The 19,075-nt window shown below is 71.9% G+C and carries 17 protein-coding genes; 8 read left to right on the top strand and 9 right to left on the bottom strand.

Annotated elements, in window-relative coordinates:
• Window positions 1-135 precede the first annotated feature (135 nt).
• From AB0B48_RS14540 to AB0B48_RS14520, 5 genes are all read left to right on the top strand, one after another.
• Window positions 136-1,761 (top strand): anibiotic ABC transporter, encoded by a 1,626-nt coding sequence (locus tag AB0B48_RS14540; RefSeq protein WP_357200897.1) that lies wholly within the window; start codon window positions 136-138, stop codon window positions 1,759-1,761.
• Between the two features lie 84 nt (window positions 1,762-1,845).
• Window positions 1,846-2,418 (top strand): hypothetical protein, encoded by a 573-nt coding sequence (locus AB0B48_RS14535; protein ID WP_357200894.1) that lies wholly within the window; start codon window positions 1,846-1,848, stop codon window positions 2,416-2,418.
• A gap of 290 nt (window positions 2,419-2,708) precedes the next feature.
• Window positions 2,709-2,966, top strand: a complete 258-nt coding sequence (locus tag AB0B48_RS14530; protein WP_357200891.1) for a hypothetical protein — start codon at window positions 2,709-2,711, stop codon at window positions 2,964-2,966.
• Window positions 2,967-3,191: 225 nt separating this feature from the next.
• Window positions 3,192-3,761: a peroxidase gene (locus AB0B48_RS14525; RefSeq protein ID WP_357200888.1), complete on the top strand. Its 570-nt coding sequence runs from the start codon at window positions 3,192-3,194 to the stop codon at window positions 3,759-3,761.
• A gap of 158 nt (window positions 3,762-3,919) precedes the next feature.
• Window positions 3,920-4,873 carry a DUF559 domain-containing protein gene (locus tag AB0B48_RS14520; RefSeq protein ID WP_357200885.1) on the top strand — a complete coding sequence of 318 codons (954 nt, stop codon included), beginning with the start codon at window positions 3,920-3,922 and terminating at the stop codon, window positions 4,871-4,873.
• Between the two features lie 127 nt (window positions 4,874-5,000).
• Here AB0B48_RS14520 and AB0B48_RS14515 read toward each other — a convergent pair whose 3' ends face one another.
• On the bottom strand, window positions 5,001-5,843 hold the full coding sequence (locus AB0B48_RS14515; RefSeq protein ID WP_357200882.1) for a hypothetical protein: 843 nt from the start codon (window positions 5,841-5,843) through the stop codon (window positions 5,001-5,003).
• Window positions 5,844-6,142: 299 nt separating this feature from the next.
• Between AB0B48_RS14515 and AB0B48_RS14510 the strand changes: the two genes are divergently transcribed.
• The gene (locus AB0B48_RS14510) at window positions 6,143-6,592 is read left to right on the top strand and encodes a ribonuclease domain-containing protein (RefSeq protein ID WP_244166133.1); all 450 of its coding nucleotides are present in this window, start codon (window positions 6,143-6,145) and stop codon (window positions 6,590-6,592) included.
• Between the two features lie 103 nt (window positions 6,593-6,695).
• On the top strand, window positions 6,696-7,061 hold the full coding sequence (locus AB0B48_RS14505; protein ID WP_357200877.1) for a barstar family protein: 366 nt from the start codon (window positions 6,696-6,698) through the stop codon (window positions 7,059-7,061).
• A gap of 114 nt (window positions 7,062-7,175) precedes the next feature.
• Here the strand turns inward: AB0B48_RS14505 and AB0B48_RS14500 are convergent, their stop codons facing one another.
• The 8 genes from AB0B48_RS14500 to AB0B48_RS14465 form a co-directional block, all read right to left on the bottom strand.
• The gene (locus tag AB0B48_RS14500; RefSeq protein WP_357200874.1) at window positions 7,176-8,669 is read right to left on the bottom strand and encodes an FAD-binding oxidoreductase; all 1,494 of its coding nucleotides are present in this window, start codon (window positions 8,667-8,669) and stop codon (window positions 7,176-7,178) included.
• A gap of 150 nt (window positions 8,670-8,819) precedes the next feature.
• Window positions 8,820-9,545 carry an HD domain-containing protein gene (locus tag AB0B48_RS14495; RefSeq protein ID WP_357200871.1) on the bottom strand — a complete coding sequence of 242 codons (726 nt, stop codon included), beginning with the start codon at window positions 9,543-9,545 and terminating at the stop codon, window positions 8,820-8,822.
• 82 nt (window positions 9,546-9,627) lie between these two features.
• Window positions 9,628-10,830, bottom strand: a complete 1,203-nt coding sequence (locus AB0B48_RS14490) for a polysaccharide lyase family 1 protein (RefSeq protein WP_357200869.1) — start codon at window positions 10,828-10,830, stop codon at window positions 9,628-9,630.
• Window positions 10,831-11,014: 184 nt separating this feature from the next.
• The gene (locus AB0B48_RS14485) at window positions 11,015-12,253 is read right to left on the bottom strand and encodes a Gfo/Idh/MocA family oxidoreductase (protein WP_357200866.1); all 1,239 of its coding nucleotides are present in this window, start codon (window positions 12,251-12,253) and stop codon (window positions 11,015-11,017) included.
• The gene (locus tag AB0B48_RS14480; RefSeq protein ID WP_357200863.1) at window positions 12,243-13,736 is read right to left on the bottom strand and encodes a mannitol dehydrogenase family protein; all 1,494 of its coding nucleotides are present in this window, start codon (window positions 13,734-13,736) and stop codon (window positions 12,243-12,245) included. The genes AB0B48_RS14485 and AB0B48_RS14480 overlap by 11 nt, the downstream gene beginning before the upstream one ends.
• On the bottom strand, window positions 13,727-15,031 hold the full coding sequence (locus AB0B48_RS14475; protein ID WP_357200860.1) for an enolase C-terminal domain-like protein: 1,305 nt from the start codon (window positions 15,029-15,031) through the stop codon (window positions 13,727-13,729). The genes AB0B48_RS14480 and AB0B48_RS14475 overlap by 10 nt, the downstream gene beginning before the upstream one ends.
• Complete coding sequence (gene uxaC / locus AB0B48_RS14470; protein ID WP_357200857.1) at window positions 15,028-16,461, bottom strand: glucuronate isomerase; 1,434 nt, start codon at window positions 16,459-16,461, stop codon at window positions 15,028-15,030. The genes AB0B48_RS14475 and uxaC overlap by 4 nt, the downstream gene beginning before the upstream one ends.
• 25 nt (window positions 16,462-16,486) lie before the next feature.
• Entirely contained in the window at window positions 16,487-17,815 is a 1,329-nt protein-coding gene (locus AB0B48_RS14465) for a Gfo/Idh/MocA family oxidoreductase (protein ID WP_357200854.1), read from the bottom strand.
• 237 nt (window positions 17,816-18,052) lie between these two features.
• Here AB0B48_RS14465 and AB0B48_RS14460 point away from each other — a divergent pair.
• Window positions 18,053-19,075, top strand: a 1,023-nt coding sequence (locus AB0B48_RS14460) for a LacI family DNA-binding transcriptional regulator (protein ID WP_357200851.1), incomplete at its 3' end; no start/stop codon positions are given.

Genomic DNA, 19,075 nt, shown 5'->3' with positions numbered 1-19,075 from the left:
TGGTCCTGCCGCCGGTGCCGCGTCGGCCGATGGCTACGGCGCCGCTGCTGGGTCGGCCGACGGTCCTGGCGCCGCCGCGTCGGCCGATGGATCTGCCGCCGGTGTGCCGGCTGACGCGCCGCAGGGCGGTGCCCGATGAGCGCCCTCACCGGCACGACCCGGCTGGCCCGGCTCGTGCTGCGCCGCGACCGGATCCGCCTCGCCATCTGGATCCTCGGCACGCCCCTGCTCGGCTACGCCCTCGCCGGCAGCGTCGCCGGCATCTACCCGGACCAGGAGGCCCGGCTGGGCTACGCCACCACCTCGGCGTCCAGTCTGGTCGCCCGCGCCTTCAACGGCCCCATCCACGGCACCGACCTCGGTGCCGTGGTCGTCGCCGAGACGTACGTGACGCTGGCCCTGATCGTCGCGCTGATGAGCACCTTCGCGGTGACCCGCCACACCCGCCAGAACGAGGAGACCGGCCGCGCCGAACTGCTCGGCGCCAACGTGGTCGGCCGGTACGCGCCGCTCACCGCCGCGCTGCTCGTCATCGGCGCGGCGAACACCCTGGCCGCCGTGCTGCTCGCGGTCGCCCTGGTCGGCGCCGGTCTGCCGCTCGCCGGCTCCGTCGCGGCAGCGGCCGCGATCGGTGGCGTCGGGGTCGCCTTCACCGCGATCGCCGCGGTCACCGCCCAGCTCTCCGTCACCTCACGCGGCGCCAACGCGCTCGCCGCCGCCACCGTCGGGCTGTCCTTCGTGCTGCGCGCCGCCGGCGACGTGCTCGGCGAACAGAGCGCCGACGGCACCCGCGTGCGCAGCGCCTGGCCGTCGTGGATCTCCCCACTCGGCTGGGGCAACCAGGTACGAGCCTTCGACGGGGAACGCTGGTGGGTGCTCGCCCTACCTGTCGCGCTGCTGCTCGCCGGGGTGGCGCTGGCGTACGCCCTCGCCGAGCGACGCGACCAGGGCGCCGGGCTGATCGCCCCCCGACGCGGCCCGGCCACCGGCGCGCCACGGCTGCTCAGCCCCACCGGGTTGGCCTGGCGGACGCAGCGCGGCACGCTGCTCGGCTGGGCGGTCGGGGTGGCCGTGCTCGGCCTCTCCATGGGCGTCGCCGCCGACGAGTTCAACGACATGATCGACGCGAATCCGGCCGCCGCCGAAGCGATCAACGCGATGGGTGGCGGAGCGAACCTGATCAACGCGTACCTGGCCGCGATGCTCAACCTCTTCGCCCTGACCATCGGCGCGTACGTCGTTCAGGCCCTGCTGCGCGTACGCGGCGACGAAGCCGACGGGGTGCTGGAGGCCGCCCTCGCCACGGCGGTCAGCCGAGCCCGCTGGCTCGGCACCCAGGTGCTCGCCGCGACGCTCGGCGCGGTCGCCCTGCTGCTCCTCGCCGGCGTGACCACCGGCCTCGGCTACGGCATCGTCACCGGAGACCCACTTGGCCAGGCCGTCGAGCTGGGCGGTGCCGCGCTGCTGCGTCTGCCCGCCCTGCTCGTGATCGCCGGGGTGGTGACCGCGATCTTCGGGCTGCTGCCCCGCTGGTCGGTGGTGCTGTCCTGGACGGCGCTACTGGTCTTCCTGCTCCTCGGGCAGCTCGGCGCGGTGCTGGAGCTGCCGCAGGCAGCGCTCAACGTCTCGCCGTACACCCATGTGCCGGCCGTGCCCGCTGTCGACCCGGCGGCGCTTCCCCTGGTGGTGCTGGCGGCGGTGGCCGCGGCCCTGCTCGCCGTCGGGGTGGCCGCCTTCCGCCACCGCGACGTCCCCTCCTGACCCACGGCTCGGGCATCCCGATGATCGCTGACCGCTCAGAAACTCGACATGCCGACGTTGCATGGGGCTGGCAGCCTCTAGCGCGTGAGCGACCTTCTGACGCAGCTTCCGGCGCTTCTCGGCGTCCTGGTTGGCACCGTGGGCACGATCCTCGCCACCTCCCTCGCCGACCGCGCCCGATGGCGTCGCAGCCAGAGCGTCCGCTGGGACGAGCGGCGGCTCGACGCGTACGTCGACTACGCGCACGCCCTCAAGGAGAGTCACGCAGTGGCGCTGCGACTCACAGCCGCCCACCGGCCGGGTTCGCGGAGCCACCCCATCGACCGCGAGGAGGGGCTGGTCCGGCTGGCTGAGGCGGACGCTCGGCGCACCATCGTCTGGGAGAACCTGTTGCTGCTCGGCGACGAGCCGACTGTCTCGGCCGCCGCCAACTGGCGGGACGCGATCTGGCAGGTAGAACGGCTCGCTCGTGGAATCGTCGAGCCGCCATCGGACGTGGCGGGGATGCTGACCCGCGTCGACGAGGCCCGCGACGGGTACTACCGGGCGGCCCGGCGCAGTCTCGGGGTGCGCGGGGGGTCGGTGGAGCAGTCCGCGACGCTGCGGCAGGCGTTGGTCGACCGGTCCACCGCGATGCCGGAGGTACCCACCACCTGAGTGCGGCGGTTCCGTGGACCCGATGCGGGCGGGTGTTGGGTCGACCACAACCGGCCCATGTGACGTCGCCGTGGAAGTGGGATCGCTGGGCGTCACCGTGGCTGGCCCGTGTTCAGGGCTGATGCCCATTCGACGGAGATCGCGCTGGCGGATCATCGCGGTGGCGCCACCCGTTGTCGGGAGCCAGACCACACGCGCCCATGCGAGCCTTTGCGTTGACGAACTTCGATGTCCCGGTCTCGGTTCAACGCGGAGCCGCCATGCGCCGTGGACAGTGATGAGGAGGCTTCATGCGCGGACGCAGATGGGCGACCCTGGCGACGGCGGTGGCCCTGGCACTGGGCGGAGTGGTCGGGTTCAGCGCCACTCCGGCTGCGGCGGATCCACCGGGCGGCACGCTGCGCAACGTCTACTCCGACGGTCAGTTCTGCAACAGCTACGGCAGCGAGGGTGTTCGGACCGGCCTGTGGAGCTGGTACTACTGCGAGTACCGCCAGTACGGCCCCAACGCCCCCGGCTTCTACTTCCTCTGGACCTTCACCTACTAGCGCGCGCACCTGTCTGGACGGGCGCTTTCGGGGCCGAATGGCCGCCGCCGGGTCGACCAGCCGGCGGCGGCCATTCGCCATGGAATGGGCGGCTACGTAGCTGATCCATCAGTGCGCGCGCGAGGTTACCGGCCGCGGGCATGGCTCGGGCGCGCCGACCGATTTCCTGACAGCGTCCGCAGGCCCCACGGCGTACCGTCCGGGTCAATCATGGGGAGGAGCCGGATGAGTTTCCTACAGCAGGCAGAGCAGTCGGCGGACACCGAGCGGATGTTCGATGCCGACACGAAGGCGATGGGCTATCTGCCCAACTACACCAGGTTGTTCGCCCAGAGCCCAGCGGCGTACCTGGCATGGCAGCAGCTCAACGGTTCGGTGAAGGCCGGGATGGAGCTGCGCCGCTATGAGTTGGTGACGCTCGCCGCAGCCCGGGCCCTGAAATCCTCCTACTGCGGCCTGGCGCATGGGAAGGTCCTACGCGACAAGTTCTTCGACGCGCCAACCGTCGCCGCCATCGCGTCAGACACTGGCAGCGCCGGTCTCTCCGCACAGGAGGTCGCAGTCGTCGACTTCGCCGGAAAGGTCGCGGCCGACGCGAACTCCGTCACCGAGGCCGACGTCGAGAGCCTGCGTGGTCACGGTCTCGATGACACGGACATCTTCCACGTGATCCTCGCCGTCGGCGCCAGATGCTTCTTCAGCACCGTCCTCAGCGCTGCCGGGGCTGAGCCCGATCCGCAGTACAACGAGAGCCTGGACGTGGATCTGCGGCAGGCGCTGAAGTTCGGCGGTTAGAACGCACTAACCAGGCTGTCCCAGCGCCAGCGGGCGAGCGCGGACTGTCGCTTGACGGGCGTCTACCACAATCGACCGCGATCCGAGCGGCTGTCCACAGGTGCCTCCGCTGTCCACAGCAGCCCTCGCGGGGCTGCGCATCACGCCAGGGTGAGGCGGTGGATGCGCTGATTCAATCGCTCCTCGTCAGTGGCGATGGGTTGGTCACTCGACGGGACATGGTGCGGGTGGCCCCGGCGTGGAAGATCCAGACCGCCCGGCGGGCGGACCTGCTGATCCGACTGCTACCCGGGGTCTACGGCGACGCCGCGCTGATCCGCAACTCCAACGTCGACCTGCCGATGCTGGCCCGGGTCGAGCGGGACGTCGCCCGACCCGCTGCGCTGGCGTACGTTGACGAGCGTGGGGCGCTGAGCCGCCTGACCGCGCTCGACGTGTGGGGTCTACGCCGCCAGCCACCGGGCGAGCCGGTGTATCTCGACCTGCCGCGAGGATCAGGCCTGCGTGACCGGCCGCATCTGGTCGTAGCCCACCGGTCCGACTTCGCGGTCGCGCCGCCGCAGGTGGTGACACGGGGAGGACTGCCGGTCACCCGGCTCGACCGGACCCTGGTGGACTGTTGGCCGCTGCTGCCGCCGATCGACCGATCGAGTGTGCTCATCCGCGCGGTCAACGATCGGATGACCACGCCGCCGCGCCTGGCCGACGCCCTTGCCGAGGTGGCGAGAATGCCCGACCGTGGGGCACTGAGCGGTTTGCTGGACCGGCTCGCCGCCGGGTGCCGCAGCCCGTTGGAAATCTGGGGCCACGACCACGTCTTCACCGGACCGGGAATGCCGAGGTTCATCCGGCAGGCGCGGGTACGGGTCGGTGCCCGGACGATCTACCTTGACATGTTCGCCGAGGCGGAGCGGGTCAACATCGAGTTGGACGGCGCGACCAGCCACGGCGACCCGGCCGAACGCGAAATCGACCTCCGCCGCGACGCCCTGCTCGCGACCGTCGGCATCGTCGTCGTCCGCTTCAGCCACCGCCGCCTCACCACGGATCCGGTCCAGGTCCGCCAGGAGACCGTCGCCATCCTCGCCAACCGAGCCCGCTCCAACCCATGATCAAGTGATGAAAAGTAGGTCCAACAGGTCTCCCAGACCTACTTTTCATCACTTGATCATGAGGTCGGAGGGGAGGGAGGGGGAGGGAGAGAGGGAGAGGGGGAGTGGGCGGGCGTGGCGACGAGGGTTACTCGGGGGCTGGTGGGGCAGGGGCGGGGGTGGGGTGGGTTTGTTGTGGGGGAATCCTGGGCGTTGGTGCCGACTCTGGTGCGGGGTTGGCGTGGCGGTGGAGGAGTTCGGCGATCCACCGTGCGGCTTCTCGTTGCGCCGTGAGCATGTGGTCGCGGGCGTCGGCCAGGTCGTCGTCGTCCGTGTGATCGTCCAGGATGGCCGTCCATCGGCGGCTCAGCTCCTCGGCGTACCGGGCCCTTCGGATCTGCTCGTCGAACTGGTACTCCAGCTCGACCATGCGGTCGACGTGCGGCTGAAGCGCCGGCAGGATCCGTTCGTCGAGTCGTACGGCGGCGTCGGGGCGGCAGGTCAGCGTGATGTCGCCCCGTTGGTAGTGCCACAGGGGATCCTCGGCCAGCGCCCGCTGCAACGCCACCTCCAGGTCCGCTGCCCGGTTCGGCGGCAGGTTCCGGGCGGCGTCGGCCGCGAGACGGGTCAGCCGCTGGACCGCGTTCGGTTGGAAGTACTGCACGTACCAGCTCAGCACCTCGGCCCGCAGGCTCGCAGGCGACGACCAGGCGAAGGTGGCGCGGACGTAGAACGAGTACACGTATCCACGAGCGGGGACCGCGATCAGCCGGGGCGCGTCGCGCTGTTCGACCAGTGGACCGGACGGCGACGGCGGGGCCGCGGAGCCGACGGGCGCCTCGTCCTGAAGCGCGGCGACCAGCCGATCCCAGCTACGCGCCCACCACCGCCAGCCTTGCACGGCGGCGTCGCGGGCGATGGTCAACCCGCGTACGCCCCGGTGTCGCCACTGGTCCGCGGGCCTGGGCCTCCCGTCGGGGGCGTCCGTCATGGCACCCCTCCACGGTCACGGATCCGCGTTTCACGCTAACAACCGGTGACCGATATGTCCGCCGCCACGCCGTCACCGAGCGGTCGGCATATCGACGCGATCCAGGCCATGCGCGCCGGGTGGCGGTCAACCGCAGACGACATCCTGCCCGGGTGCGCTGAAACAAATCATTCGCGGTTCACCGAGCATTGTGGAGCAGTTGGGACGCCGAGGGGTGTTGCCGTCGAGCGTCAACGGTGAGACTGGGTCCGGTCCGACAATCACGCGGATCGATGAACTGGATGGTCTGGAGGCAGCCTGTGTCCACCCTCGTGTCCCCGCTGGCCACGCTCGGCGCGATCCGCCGGCGTACCACCACCCTCGCCCTGCTCCTCGCCATGGTCGCCGCCGCGCTGGTCGGCCCGTCCGTGGTCTCGCCTCGATTGACCGATCCGGCGTCGGCGGCGGTCTACAGCTCCTGCACCATGAGCCGCTGCGCGGACGCCCGTACCGCCCGTTCGGGCTGGTCGGCCAAGGGGTTCCCGACCAGCCGCGGCTGGTACTCCTGGAGCGGCGGGAAGTCCAACTTCGCCGGCGGCCAGTTCTACAACTACGAGGGTCAACTGCCTACCAACGCCACCTACTACGAGTACGACGTCTACCCGCGTACCCAGGGCGCCGCCCGGGACGCGTACCGGATCGTGGTGAACCGCAGCACCGGCGTCACCTGGTTCTCGCCCAACCACTACACCGACTTCTACCGGCTCTGAGTGAGTGACCTGGGGGCCGGCCGGCCGCGACTGTCGGCTGGCCCCGCCGGGGCGTCGTCGCCCCGGTCAGATGCCGCCCCCCGGTCAGATCAGGAGGAACGTCATGGTCGACGAGGACGCGGGCCGGGTGCCCGATTGGCTGATCGTCTGCCGCGACGGAGCCCTCGACGTGCCCGGCGCGGTGGTGCTCGCCGGAACGACGACGCGGACCAGGGCCGGTCTGTTCGCCGCGCTCACCGCCGTGCTGGCCCTGCCGACGTACCTGGGGAACACCTGGGACGCCCTCTCCGACGTGCTCCGGGACCGGCTTGACACCGGTCCGCTCACAGTGCTGATCACTGACGCCGGCCAGCTGCTGGCCGACGAGCCGTCCGATCAGTACCGTCTGCTGCTCGCCGTGCTCGGCGACCTCGCCGCCAGCGCCCCGCATCCGTTGCGCGTCGTCCTCGACGAGGCGGTGCGATCGTGACCGCTGACCACCCCTGCCGTCGGCGGCAGCGGCAACGGCAACGGCAACGGAGACTCACGCTGAGTGACGCCCCGGCGGTGCGGGTCGGGTCGCCCGCACCGCCGGTCCTTCGGGTCAGTGCGTCGCGGGCGGGATGCTCTGCTCGTACTGGAAGACGTTGTGCGGGTCGTACTTCGCCTTGATCTTGCGTAGCCGCGGGAAGTTGCGCCCCCAGTAGGCCTTCTCCCACTCGGCCATGCCGATGTTCGGCACGTTGACGTAGGCGCCGTCCACGTAGGGCCGCAGTGCCTGGCTGAACTCGGCGATCCACGTCTGGGCGATCGGGGTGATGGCGTCGCCGCTGTCGGGCTCGCCGCGGGTGCCCCAGCCCGCGCCGGGCTCCGAGTAGAAGAGCGCGTCGCGGTGCGGGAACGCCGAGCCGCCGAAGGGCTCCTGTCGTTGCGCCCCCCGGCCGAAGGCCTGGGTGAAGAAGTTGCTGTCGGGCGAGGGCGCCTTGCGCATGAACTCGCTGATGATGCTGACCGCCTTCGCCGGGAACGGCTCGCGGGTGAACTGGGAGAAGAACTTCCAGTTCGCGGGCTCGTCCTCGGTCGGGATCTGGAAGCCGGCGTAGACGTCGCCCCAGCCGCCGATCTGCACGGTGACCGTGGGGTTGCCGATCGACAGGATCGGCGCCAGCAGCCTCCTGGCCTCCGCCTCGGACCCGTCCGCGAGCACCGCGAACAGCAGGATCTCGGTCGGGTGGACCTCGACCTGGGTGCCGAGGCGGGGGTCGGTGAAGGGTGCTACACGCTGCCAGGCGTCGAAGACCTCGTGCAGGTCGCCGAGACCGGGCCAGCTCACCTGTAGGTAGGCGACGCTGGTGAGCGGAGCGACCTGGTAGGTCAGGGAGGTGACGATCCCGAAGTTGCCGTTGCCCGCTCCGCGCAGCGCCCAGAGCAGGTCCGGGTAGTTCCACTGGTCCACCTCCAGCACCTTCGCCCCGTCGGCGCCCGCCGCCACGACGATCTCCGCGCCGATCAGGTTGTCGCAGGCCATCCCGAGGTAGCGGGTGAGGAAGCCGAAGCCGCCGCCGAGGGTGGCGCCGGAGAGGCCCACGGTGCCCTCCGTGCCCGTCGTCGCCGCGAAGTCGTGCTCGCCGAGGGCGGTTACCGCCTCCGACTGGGTGAGCCCCGCGCCGACCTTCGCCGTGCGGGTGGCGGTGTCGATGTGGACGTCCTTCAGCTCGCTGACGTCGATCACGATGCCGTTGTCGACGTTCGACCAGCCTTCCAGGTTGTGCCGGCCACTGCGTACCCGCAGCGCGACGTCGTGCTGCCGCGCCCAGGTGAGCGCGTTGACCACGTCCTGGGTCTCCTGGGCGAAGACGATGACCAGCGGATAGTGCACGAACAGCTCGTCCCAGCCGAGGCTGGCCTCCGCGTATTCGGGGCTCTGCGGGCGGACGATCCGGCCGGTCAGCTGAGCCGGCGGGAACGTCGTGTCGGAGGGCCACCGGGGACCGTCGGCCGCGATGGCCGAGCTGCCGGCGATCACGCTCGGGACAGCGACCGCTCCGGCGCCGACGGCCGTCGCCCTGAGCAGATCGCGGCGGGAAAGGTCGCGCATGGTCCGAATCCTCTCGATTGGTGACGCGCCGGAAAAACGAATCGAGAGGGGCATTTCCTCTCATTCAGCGCAAACCAACCGTAAGGCCCGAGGCTTCCGAGCAGATCTGAGAACTTGTCACGGAACCCGGTCGGGTGATCCGGGGACGGGTCAGTTCGACGCGGGCTGGTCGAGGATGGCGCTGAACCGCTCCTCGGCAAGGTCCAGCTGGCCGAAGATGTGCCGCTTCACCGCGGGCGACAACGGGGTGTCCGGCCGGCCGATCAGATCCCGGAACAGCGGCACCAGCGGGCGGTACTTGCGGGCCGATGAGATCACCTTCGGCCCGACCGTGTGGATCACGCCCACCCCGTTGTCGGTGAAGTCCGACACCTTGATCACCCGGGCCCAGGGCTCCCGGTCCAGACTGACCGCCAGATGCTCCCGGTACTGCGCGTTGCGGTCGCGCTCGGGGTCGTACACCGGATTGGTGACGGCGGCGACCAGGGTGGCCACCCGAGGCCCGAACCGCGCGGCGAGCGCGGCCAGCGCGGCCCCGGTCGGGTCGGTGCCCGGCTCGCCGTCGGCCAGCTCGACCGGATGGTCCTCCACCGCGTCGTGCAACAGACCGGCGACGATCACGTCCACGTCCCGCACCTGGTAGTGGTGCATCAGCCTGATCGCCACCCGCAGCAGGTGGTTCAGGTACGGCTCGCGGACGCGTCGATCGTCGCGGTGCAGTTCGGCGGCGAGGTCGAGCGCGGCGGTCAACCGCGCCCGGGCGGCATCGTCGAACTGCTGGACCTCCAACCGGAAGCGTTCCAGCAGGCCCGGTTCGCCGTGGATCTCGGTGATCGCGTGCATCGGCATGCTGCCCAGGTGCGGCGGGAAGTCCATGCGTCACTTATAGCCGATCTTCACCAGATCGATGAGCCCGTACGTCGTCGACCCGACCGCGAGTCGCGGGCGCGACGAGCCGTCAGATCGGCAGCCGATCGGCGCCGGCGAGCGGGCCCACCAGGAGGGGGACGAGCGGCGCTGGCAGCACGGGGTCGCGGCGCAGGGTGGGCGTCCAGCCCGCGTCCGCGGCCAGGTCGGGGTCATGTGTCGCGTTGTACGCCGCCAGCAGGTCGACCGGTCGGGCCGCGCCGCCGCCCTGACGGACCCAGGAGCCTCGCTCGGTCACCGCGGTGCCGCCCCAGTCGTAGAGCAGGTCCGCCGGGTCGACCGCCGCGTCCACTGTGAAGAAGTTGTTCTGCGCGTAGATCGCCGACTGGACACCGATGCCGAGCGCGTACTGGAAGTCGTCCCCACCGAGTCGGTAGTGGTTGTTGTAGACGTCGACCTGGCCGAAACGCACCCGGGGCAGCCGTTGCAGGACGCCGTCGAAGAGGTTGTGGTGCACTGTGACCCGCAGCCGGCCGACGTCCGGGCCGACCGTGTTGGACGAGCCGATCAACAGCAGCTTGTCCCGACCGGTGAAGCGGTTCCAGGAGGCGGTGACCAGGCTGGCGGTGTGCGTGACGTCCAGCGACCCGTCGTGCACCTGGTACGGCCGACCGAAGTACACCGGCTGGGCGCTGTCGGGGTTGTCGCCGTCGGTGAAGGTGTTGTGGTCGACCCAGACGTTCTCGCTGCGGCGTACCGAGATCTGGTCGTACTGGCTGTTCCAGTTGCCGGCCTCGCCGTCGGTCGGCGACCAGGCGGGGAAGCAGTCCCGGGCGTCGACGAGGGTCAGGTTGCGGACGATGACGTTCGACGCCCGGTCGATCATGAGGGTGAGGCCGGTCAGTCGAGCGCCGCGCAGCCCGACGATCGTGGTGTTCGGCCCGACATTGATCTGGGTCTGCCGGGTCTGGTTGGTCACCGAACGCACCCGCGCCTCCTCCAGTGGCCCGCTCGGTGGCACCCGTCCCCACACCGACGGGTCGTACGCGGCCAGGTAGGCGTCCAACCGGTATCCGGGGTCGGCCAGGTCGGCGCAGCTCAGCGGCGTGCCGTCGGGCCCCTCGAAGCCGTCGATCGCACCGTCGACGTAGATGAGCTTCGGGGTGGCGTCGGCGGCGTTACCGGCGTTGTCGCCGCCCAGCGCGGCGACCAGTTCCGCCGGCTGTGGACCACCCGGGTCCGCTCGGGAGTGGCCGCCGAGCCGCCGGTGGTGCCGGGGCCGTCGGCCGCCCAACCGTCGCGCTCGGGCAGTGTCTGCCGGCCGAGGCGGTCGGCCAACCAGGAGAGCCGGTCGGCGGACGGGACGTCCGGACGGGCAGCGGCGGCGGCCGGGGCGGCGGCCGGGGCGGCGCCGAGGAGAAGGGCGACAACCGTGGCGCCGCCGAGGACTCTGCGCATCGACTCACTCCGTTCGCTGATCATGGGACCTGTCGGTTGTTCGTCTGTCCCGCCAGCTCGGCGCGGTACGCGCCGGACGCCCACGGCACCCCCAGCTCGCTCGGCAGCGCCCCCCGCTCGGCCGCCCGGCGCAACACGTCGACGACGCCCCGCAGGTGGCGGACCCGCTCCCCGCCCTCGCCGAGGGTGGTCACCAACTCGCCGTCGAGCAGCCGGGGCTCCGGCGCGGGCCGCAACGCGTCCAGCAGCGCGGTGAACGGCGCGGTACGGGCCAGCGGCGCGATCAGTGGCACGCCCGACGGGTCGACCCGGTGGGCGAGCAGGTTCTCCAGCAGCCCCAGCCGCCCCGGCACCCGGCGGGTCACCACGTCCCCGGGCAGGCGCAGCCGGTCGGTCGGGTACTCCAGCACCGCCTGCCCCGTCGTACCGGTCACCACCACCTCGCCCGCCACGAACTCCTCGGCGGCCAGGGTCACCGCCACCAGCACCGGCGGCCCGGCGCGGAACCGGACCCGCAACACGGCGGTGTCCTCCACCTCGATCGGCCGGACCCGATAGCGTTCCACCTCGATCGCGACCGGCCACGGCGTCGCCCCGGCGAGCGCCTCGGCGATCGCCAGGCACTGCATCACCGCGTGCGCGAGCGGGTTGACGAGCGCGCCGTCCAGCACCGGCCGGCCGTTCACGGTCCGTCGACCGGCCCAGGGGGAGCGGGCGTAGTAGGCGTCCGGCCGAAGCCACGCGGCGACGGTGGAGATGCCGGTGACAGTGCCCAGCCGGCCGGCGGCCAGCGCGTCGGTCAGCGCGGTGAGGGCCGCCGAGCCGAGCGCCTGGAAGCCGACCTGGGCCACCCGACCGGCGGCGGTGAGGGCCCAGGTCAGCTCCTCGTGCTCGGCCAGCGACAGCACCGGCGGCTTCTCCAGCAGCAGATCCGCGCCGGTGGCCAGGGCGTCGCGGGCGATCGCCAGATGGGTGTGCGGAGGCGTGCAGATCACCACCACCTCCGGTCGGGTGGCGGCGAGCATCGTCCGGTGGTCGGTGAACACCGCCACCCCGGGCGGCACCGGGGCGGCCGGGTCGTCCTCCACCGGTCGGACGTCGACCAGGGCGACCAACCGCAGCCGACCGGCGGCGTGCAGGGGCGCGATGACCCGCCGGTGCCAGCGACCGTGCCCGTTCGCCCCGATCACCGCCACCCGGGGCGGCGGGGTGGCCCCGCTCACCGCCGACCGGCCCGGGTGGACCCGCTCACCGCGCACCGGCCAGGGTGGCCTCGACGCCGTGCCGCTCCAACGCGGTCAGCCAGGCGATCACATCGGCGCGGACCTCGTCGTCCTCGGCCACCTCCACCGGGATGACGTCGCGTAGCGCGAAGACCGCGTCGACAGCGCCCGCCGGGCTCTGCGAGCCGGCGTCCAGGGCGGCCCGGATCGGCCCCGCCAGTGGGTCCTGGAACGGCAACGGCCGGCCGTCGTCGGCGTACCCGAGCGCGAAGCGCAACCAGGACGCCACGACCAGCGCGCCCCAGCGCGCGGACCGGCCGGTCGCGCGCAGGTCGGCGATGGTGTGCAGGACGCGCTGCGGCAGCTTCTGCGAGCCGTCGATAGCCACCTGGAGGGTGCGGTGGTGGATCGCCGGGTTACCGAAACGGGCGAGGGCCTGCTCGCCGTAGTCGACCACCCGCACCCCGTCCGGCGGGGTGAAGCTGGCCGCCACGTCCTCGGCGATCAGCCGGCGCAGCACGTCACGCAGGTGCGGGATCTCCAGCGCGTCGGCAATGGTCTCCCGACCGGCCAACGCTCCGAGGTAGGCGATGGCGGAGTGCACCCCGTTGAGGGCGCGTAGCTTCAACCGCTCCCACGGGCCGGCGTCGTCGGTGAGCACCGCCCCGGCGAACTCCCAGCCGGGCCGACCGCCGGGGAAGTCGTCCTCGATCACCCACTGCGCGTACGGCTCGGCGGCCACGGCGGCCAGGTCGGTCACGCCGAGCGCCCGCCGGGCCGCCTCGATCGTCTCCGGGGTGCTGGCCGGCACGATCCGGTCCACCATGGTGCCCGGGCAGGTGACGTTGCCGGCCACCCACTCGACGAGCCCGGCGGGCACCCCGCCGGCCCGGCCGACCGCCTGGTCGAGCATGCCGCGCAGTCGACGACCGTTGGCCGGCAAGTTGTCGCAGCTCACCAGAGCCACCGGACCGGCGTCCGCGGCGGCCCGGGCGGCCAGCCCGCGCAGCAGCAGCCCCGGCACCGTGGTCGGCGCTCGGCCGCCGGCCAGGTCCGCGGCGAGCGCCGAGTCCGCGGACAGTCGGCCGGTCACCGGGTCGAGGTGGTACGCCTTCTCGGTGACGGTCAGGGTCACCACGCGGACCGCCGGGTCGGCGAGCAACGCCACCACGGCGTCCGGGTCGCTGGGCGCGTGCCGGACCCCGCTCAGCGCACCCACCACCCGGGTGGAGCTGCCGGCCGCGGAAAGGGCGCTGACGCTGAACAGGTTGTCCTGCGCGGCGATCGCCTCGACCACCGCCGTGCTGCGCGGCGCGACCGCCACGATGCCCCAGTCACCCCCGGCCGCGCCGACCGCCGCCTCGGTGAACACGGCCTGGTGGGCCCGGTGGAACGCGCCCAACCCCAGGTGGACGACGCCGGTCGGCACGGTGCCCGGCCGGATCAGCGGGCGGGCCTCGGCGGGCAGCCGGCGCAGCATGCCCAGGCCGAGCCGGGAGGCCCCGACGGTCACTGCCATGCCGGGCCGTCCGGGAAGCGGAACTCCGCGATCGACGCGGGTTGCATGGTGGCGCTGTAACCGGGCCGTTCGGGCAGCAGGTAGCGGCCACCGCGGGTCCGCACCGGATCGACGAAGTGCTCGTGCAGATGGTCGACGTACTCGATCATCCGACCGTCCAGACCGGCGCCCACCCGCAGGTAGTCGAAGATCGCCAGGTGCTGGACGTACTCGCAGAGGCCGACGCCGCCGGCGTGCGGGCAGACCGGCACGCCGAACTTCGCCGCCAGTAGCAGCTCGGCCAGGACCTCGTTGACGCCGCCGACCCGGGCGGCGTCGACCTGCATCACCCCGATCGCCTCGGCCTGAAGAAGCTGCTTGAAGATCACCCGGTTGGCGGCCACCTCACCGGTGGCCACCCGGCAGCGACCGCCGGTCAACTCGCCCACCGCGCGGGCGATCCGGGCGTGCCCGAGGATGTCGTCGGCGTGGGTGGGCTCCTCGATCCAGTACGGGTCCACCTCGGCCAGCGCCGCCATCGCGGTGATCGCCTCGTCGACGTCCCAGACCTGGTTGGCGTCCATCATCAACAGCGCGTCCGGGCCGATCTCCTCCCGGATGATCCGGGCCCGCCGCAGATCGTCGGCGAGCGGGCCGCCGACCTTCATCTTCATCGCCCGCCAGCCGTCGGCGTACGCCTGCCGGGTCAGCGCCCGCACCTTGTCGTCGGGGTAGCCGAGCCAACCGACCGATGTGGTGTACGACGGAAAACCGTCACGTTCGAGGGTGGCCAACCGGTCGGTGAGCCCGTCGCGTCCCTTGTCGAGGATGGCGGCCGCCTCGTCGGGGGTGAGCGCGTCGGTGATGTGCTTGAAGTCGACGCTGGCCACGAGCTCGTCGGTAGGCAGGTCGGCGAGGAAGCGCCACATCGGCTTGCCGGCCAGTGCGGCCCGCAGGTCCCACACCGCGTTGACCAGCGCGCCGGTCGCCATGTGGATGACGCCCTTCTCCGGGCCCAGCCAGCGCAGCTGCACGTCGGCGCTGAGCGAGCGCCAGAACGCCACCGGCTCGGCAGTGATCTCCTCGATGGTGCGCCCCTGGACGTGGTGGGCCAGGGCACGCACCGCCGCACAGGTGATCTCGTTGCCCCGGCCGTTGGTGAAGGTGAACCCGGCGCCGCTCGGGCCGGCGTCGGTGCCCAGCTCCACGTACGTCGCCGAGTAGTCGCCCCGGTTGATCGCGTCGGAGCCGTCGCCTCGGGCGGCGGTGGGGAACCGCACGTCGTGCACCTCGACGGAGGTGATGGTGGTGGTCACTGGTCAGCCCTTCCGAAGTTGAAGACCCGCTTGGGCAGCCGGTACGCCAGGTCGACGATGGTCTCCGCGGCCTCGTCCATGGGCAGCCGGTGCTCGGCGACGAGCCGGGCCAGGAAGCCGGCGTCCACCCGGCGGGCCACGTCGTGGCGTACCGGGATGGAACAGAACGCCCGGGTGTCGTCGACGAACCCGGTGGTGTTGTAGAAGCCGGCGCTCTCGGTCACCGCCTCCCGGAACCGGCGCAGCACCTCCGGGGAGTCCAGGAACCACCAGGGCGCGCCGAGCAGCAGCGCGGCGTACCCGCCCGCGAGGGGCGCCAGCTCGCGGGTGAAGGTGTCCTCGTCGAGGGTGTAGAGCACCAGTCGCAGCCGGGGGTCGTTGCCGTAGCGTTCCAGCAGCGGGGCGAGCGCGTGCACGTACTCGGTGGCCTGCGGGATGTCGCCGCCGACGTCGCGACCGTGCCGGGCGTGCAACCACCGGTTGTGGTTGCGCACCGCGCCGGGGTGCAGCTGCATGACCAGGCCGTCGTCGAGCGACATCCGGGCGAACTCCACGAGCATGTGCGCCCGGAACGCCTCCGCGTCGGCGGCGTCGGCCTCGCCGCGCCGACCCCGGTCGTAGAGCCGCTCGGCCTCGGCCGGGGTCAGATCCAGGGTGCGCGCGGTGGGGTGGCCGTGGTCGGAGGAGGTGGCGCCGGCGGCGATGAACGCGGCGCGTCGGGCCCGCAACGCCGCCAGGTAGCCGGCGTAGGTGCCGGTGTCCTCGCCGGCCCGGTCGCCGAGACGGTCCACGTTGGTCGACCAGCCCTCGAACTCCATGTCCACCACGTCGTCCGGGCGGAACGTGGTGACCACCCGGCCGCCCGGCCCGCCCCACCCGTCGGCGGCGAGTTTGGCGTGCTGCGCGAGGTCGTCCAGCGGCGACTCGGTGGTCGCCAGGACCTCGATGCCGAACCGCTCGAACAGCGCCCGGGGCCGGAAGTCCGGCTCGGCGAGCCGGGCCGCGATCTCGTCGTAGATGGCGTCGGCGGTGCCCGGGTGAAGCGGGGTGTGCACCCCGAAGACGGTGCGGAAGGTCTGCTCCAGCCACAGTCGCGACGGGGTGCCCCGGAACAGGTGCCAATGCGCGGCGAAGCGTCGCCAGATCACCCGGCCGTCGGTCTCCACCGGGCTGCCGTCGCGGGTGGGCACCCCCAGATCCGCCGGGGGTACGCCCTGACTGAGCAGCATCCGGGTCAGGTAGTGGTCGGGCACGATGAGCAGCTGCGCCGGGTCCGGGAAGGGTCGGTCCTCGGCGAGCAGGGCCGGGTCGACGTGCCCGTGCGGCGAGATGATGGGTTGCTCCGCCGCCAGGGCGTACAGCTCCCGGGCCAGCGCGCGCTGGCCCGGCTCGGGCGGCAGGAGCAGGTCGGTGTGGTCGAGCGTGGGCACGGAGTGGGGCTCCTCGTCTCCTGTGTCAGCGGGGGGTGAGCAGGTCGGCGACGCGGACGGGTTGGCCGGTCTCGAAGGACCGGTTGGCGGCCAGACCGGTGAGCAGGGCCAACGCGCCGTCGTCGGCGGTCGCAGCGCGGCCCAACGGGTCGGGTTGACCGCCGAGGAGCACCCCGGTCATCCGGGCGTCCGCGCCGCCGTGCCCGTGCCGGCTGCGGCCCTCCACCGGGAGCTGCCGGGGCGGGGCCCAGAACGGGCGCAGGGTAAGCGTCGCACCACCGCCCTCGGCCGGCGCCTCGGCACCGTGCAGGGCGGCCCCCTTGACCGCGCCGGCGGTGCCCCGGTCGACGTAGTCGTTCTCGGCCACGTTCAGCTCCAGTCGGCCCCGGCTGCCGTTGACCATCACCCGGTAGCCCTCCCAGGGCGCGTACGCGGTGAGGTGGTAGGTCATGGTGGCGCCGGTGGAGTAGCGGGCCAGCACCGCCATGTCGTCCTCGATGCTCACCCCGGGCGCGAAGACGTTGCGGTCGCGCTGGTAGCCGTCCTCGGCCTCGGCGTCGAGGTACAGCTCGCGTAGCCGGGGATGCGCGTCCAGCCGCAGGGCGAACGGGTCGTCGGCGGCGGCGGGGGAGCCGTGCGCCCGGTCGTAGTCGCGGGCGTACCCGTGCCGGCGACCGTCCTCGCCGTAGAAGAAGAGTCGGCCGGCCGCGTACACCTCGACGGGCGTGGCGGCCAGCCACCAGTTGACCAGGTCGAAGTGGTGGCTGGCCTTGTGCACCATCAGCCCGCCGGAGGTGGCCTTGTCGCGGTGCCAGCGGCGGAAGTAGTCGGCGCCGTGGCGGACGTCGAGCAACCACTCGAAGTGCACCGAGCCGATCTCGCCGACCGCGCCCTCGGCGAGCAGCCGGCGAACCTGTTCGTGCAGCGGGTTGTAGCGGTAGTTGAAGGCGACAGTCACCCGCCCGCCGGTCTCGGTGACAGTGTCCAGGATCCGCCGGCAGCGGGCCGCGTCCACTGTCATCGGTTTCTCGGTGACGACCTCCCGGCCGGCGCGCAGCGCTGCCACCACGTACTCGTCGTGGGTGACGTCCACGCTGGTGACCAGAACGACGTCGACGCGTTCGGCGTCCAGCATGGTCGCGAAGTCACCGGCCGGGTACGTGGGCACCGGGCGGTGACCCAGCTCGCCCAGCCAGCGGTTGTGCGCGTCCATCCGGGCCTGGTTCACGTCGGCGAAGGCGACCAGCTCGGTGGTGTCGGCGTGGTCGAGCACCAGCGCCCGGACGAACATCTCGGCTCGCGCGCCGGTGCCCACGACGGCGTACCGGACCCGTCCGGCGGCTCTCGGTGACATGCGGTCGCCTCCCGTGGGTGCTGCAAAGGTTTGCAGTGAAGTAATCACGATCGATGCGTTCACGTCAACGAAGACGACGTGATCGGCGTCATTTGTAGGTGTTTGGGAGGTTGCAGGTGACCAAGGGGAGTGTGGGTGCAACGAAGCCGTAATCATTGACCGTTGACACTGGCGCAACCGTTTGCATTAATGGGCCACACCTGCGTGACCGCCACCACATCGGACGAAGGGGTCGCCGTGCCAGTCACCATCCGGGACGTCGCCCGGGCGTCCGGTGTGCACATCTCCACCGTGTCCCGCACCTTCTCTGCTCCACACCTGGTCAACCCGGAGACCCGGGTCCGGGTGCTGGCCTGCGCGGAGGACCTGGGCTACCGGCCCAACCGCGCCGCCCGGGCCCTGATCACCGGGCGGACGCACAACATCGGGCTGATCATCGCGGACATCGCGAACCCGTTCTTCCCGCCGCTGATCAAGGCGGCGGAGAGTCAGGCCCGGCACCGCGACTACCACGTCTTCGTGGCCGACACCAACGAGGACCCGACCGCCGAGGAAGAGCTGGTCCACGCCCTCGCGAAGCAGGTGGACGGCGTGCTGCTGTGCAGCCCCCGGATGAGCAACAGCCTGATCGAACAGCTCAGCCGCGAGGTGCCACTGGTCGTGGTGAACCGCCAGGTGACCGGCCTGCCCTGCGTGCTGATGGACGTCGGGCAGGGCGCCCGGTCCGCGATCGAGCACCTGGTCGGCCTGGGGCACCGCAGCATCGCGCTGCTCGGTGGACCGCGCAGCTCGTGGACCAACCGGGAGATGCGCCGTGCCGCCGGCGCGGCCGCCCGAGCCGGCGGCGCGGAACTGACCATGCTCGGCCCCAACGCGCCCACCGAGGTCGGCGGCTCCGCCGTCGCCGAGCAGGTGCGACGCAGCGGCGTGTCGGCAGTGCTCGCCTACAACGACCTGATGGCGATCGGCCTGATCGAAGGGCTGGACGCGCTCGGGGTCCGGGTGCCGCAGGAGGTGAGCGTCGTCGGGGTCGACGACATCACCCTGAGCCGGCTGACCCGCCCCAAACTGACGACGGTGGCCACACCCACCGGGGCCGCCGGCCGGACGGCCGTCGACATGCTGCTGCAACAGGACATCGAGTCACCGCGCGGTGCGCGGGGGTCCGGTGCCGGCACGGCGCTCGGCGTCCGTCGTACCACTGCACAGGTAATGCTCCAGACCGACCTGGTCATCCGCGACTCGACCGGTCCGGGCCCG

This window comes from Micromonospora sp. NPDC049089 (assembly GCF_040648775.1).
In the GTDB taxonomy this organism is placed as follows: domain Bacteria; phylum Actinomycetota; class Actinomycetes; order Mycobacteriales; family Micromonosporaceae; genus Micromonospora.
The sequence above is the reverse complement of the archived record's forward strand: the minus strand, read 5'-3'. Positions and strand labels throughout refer to the sequence as shown.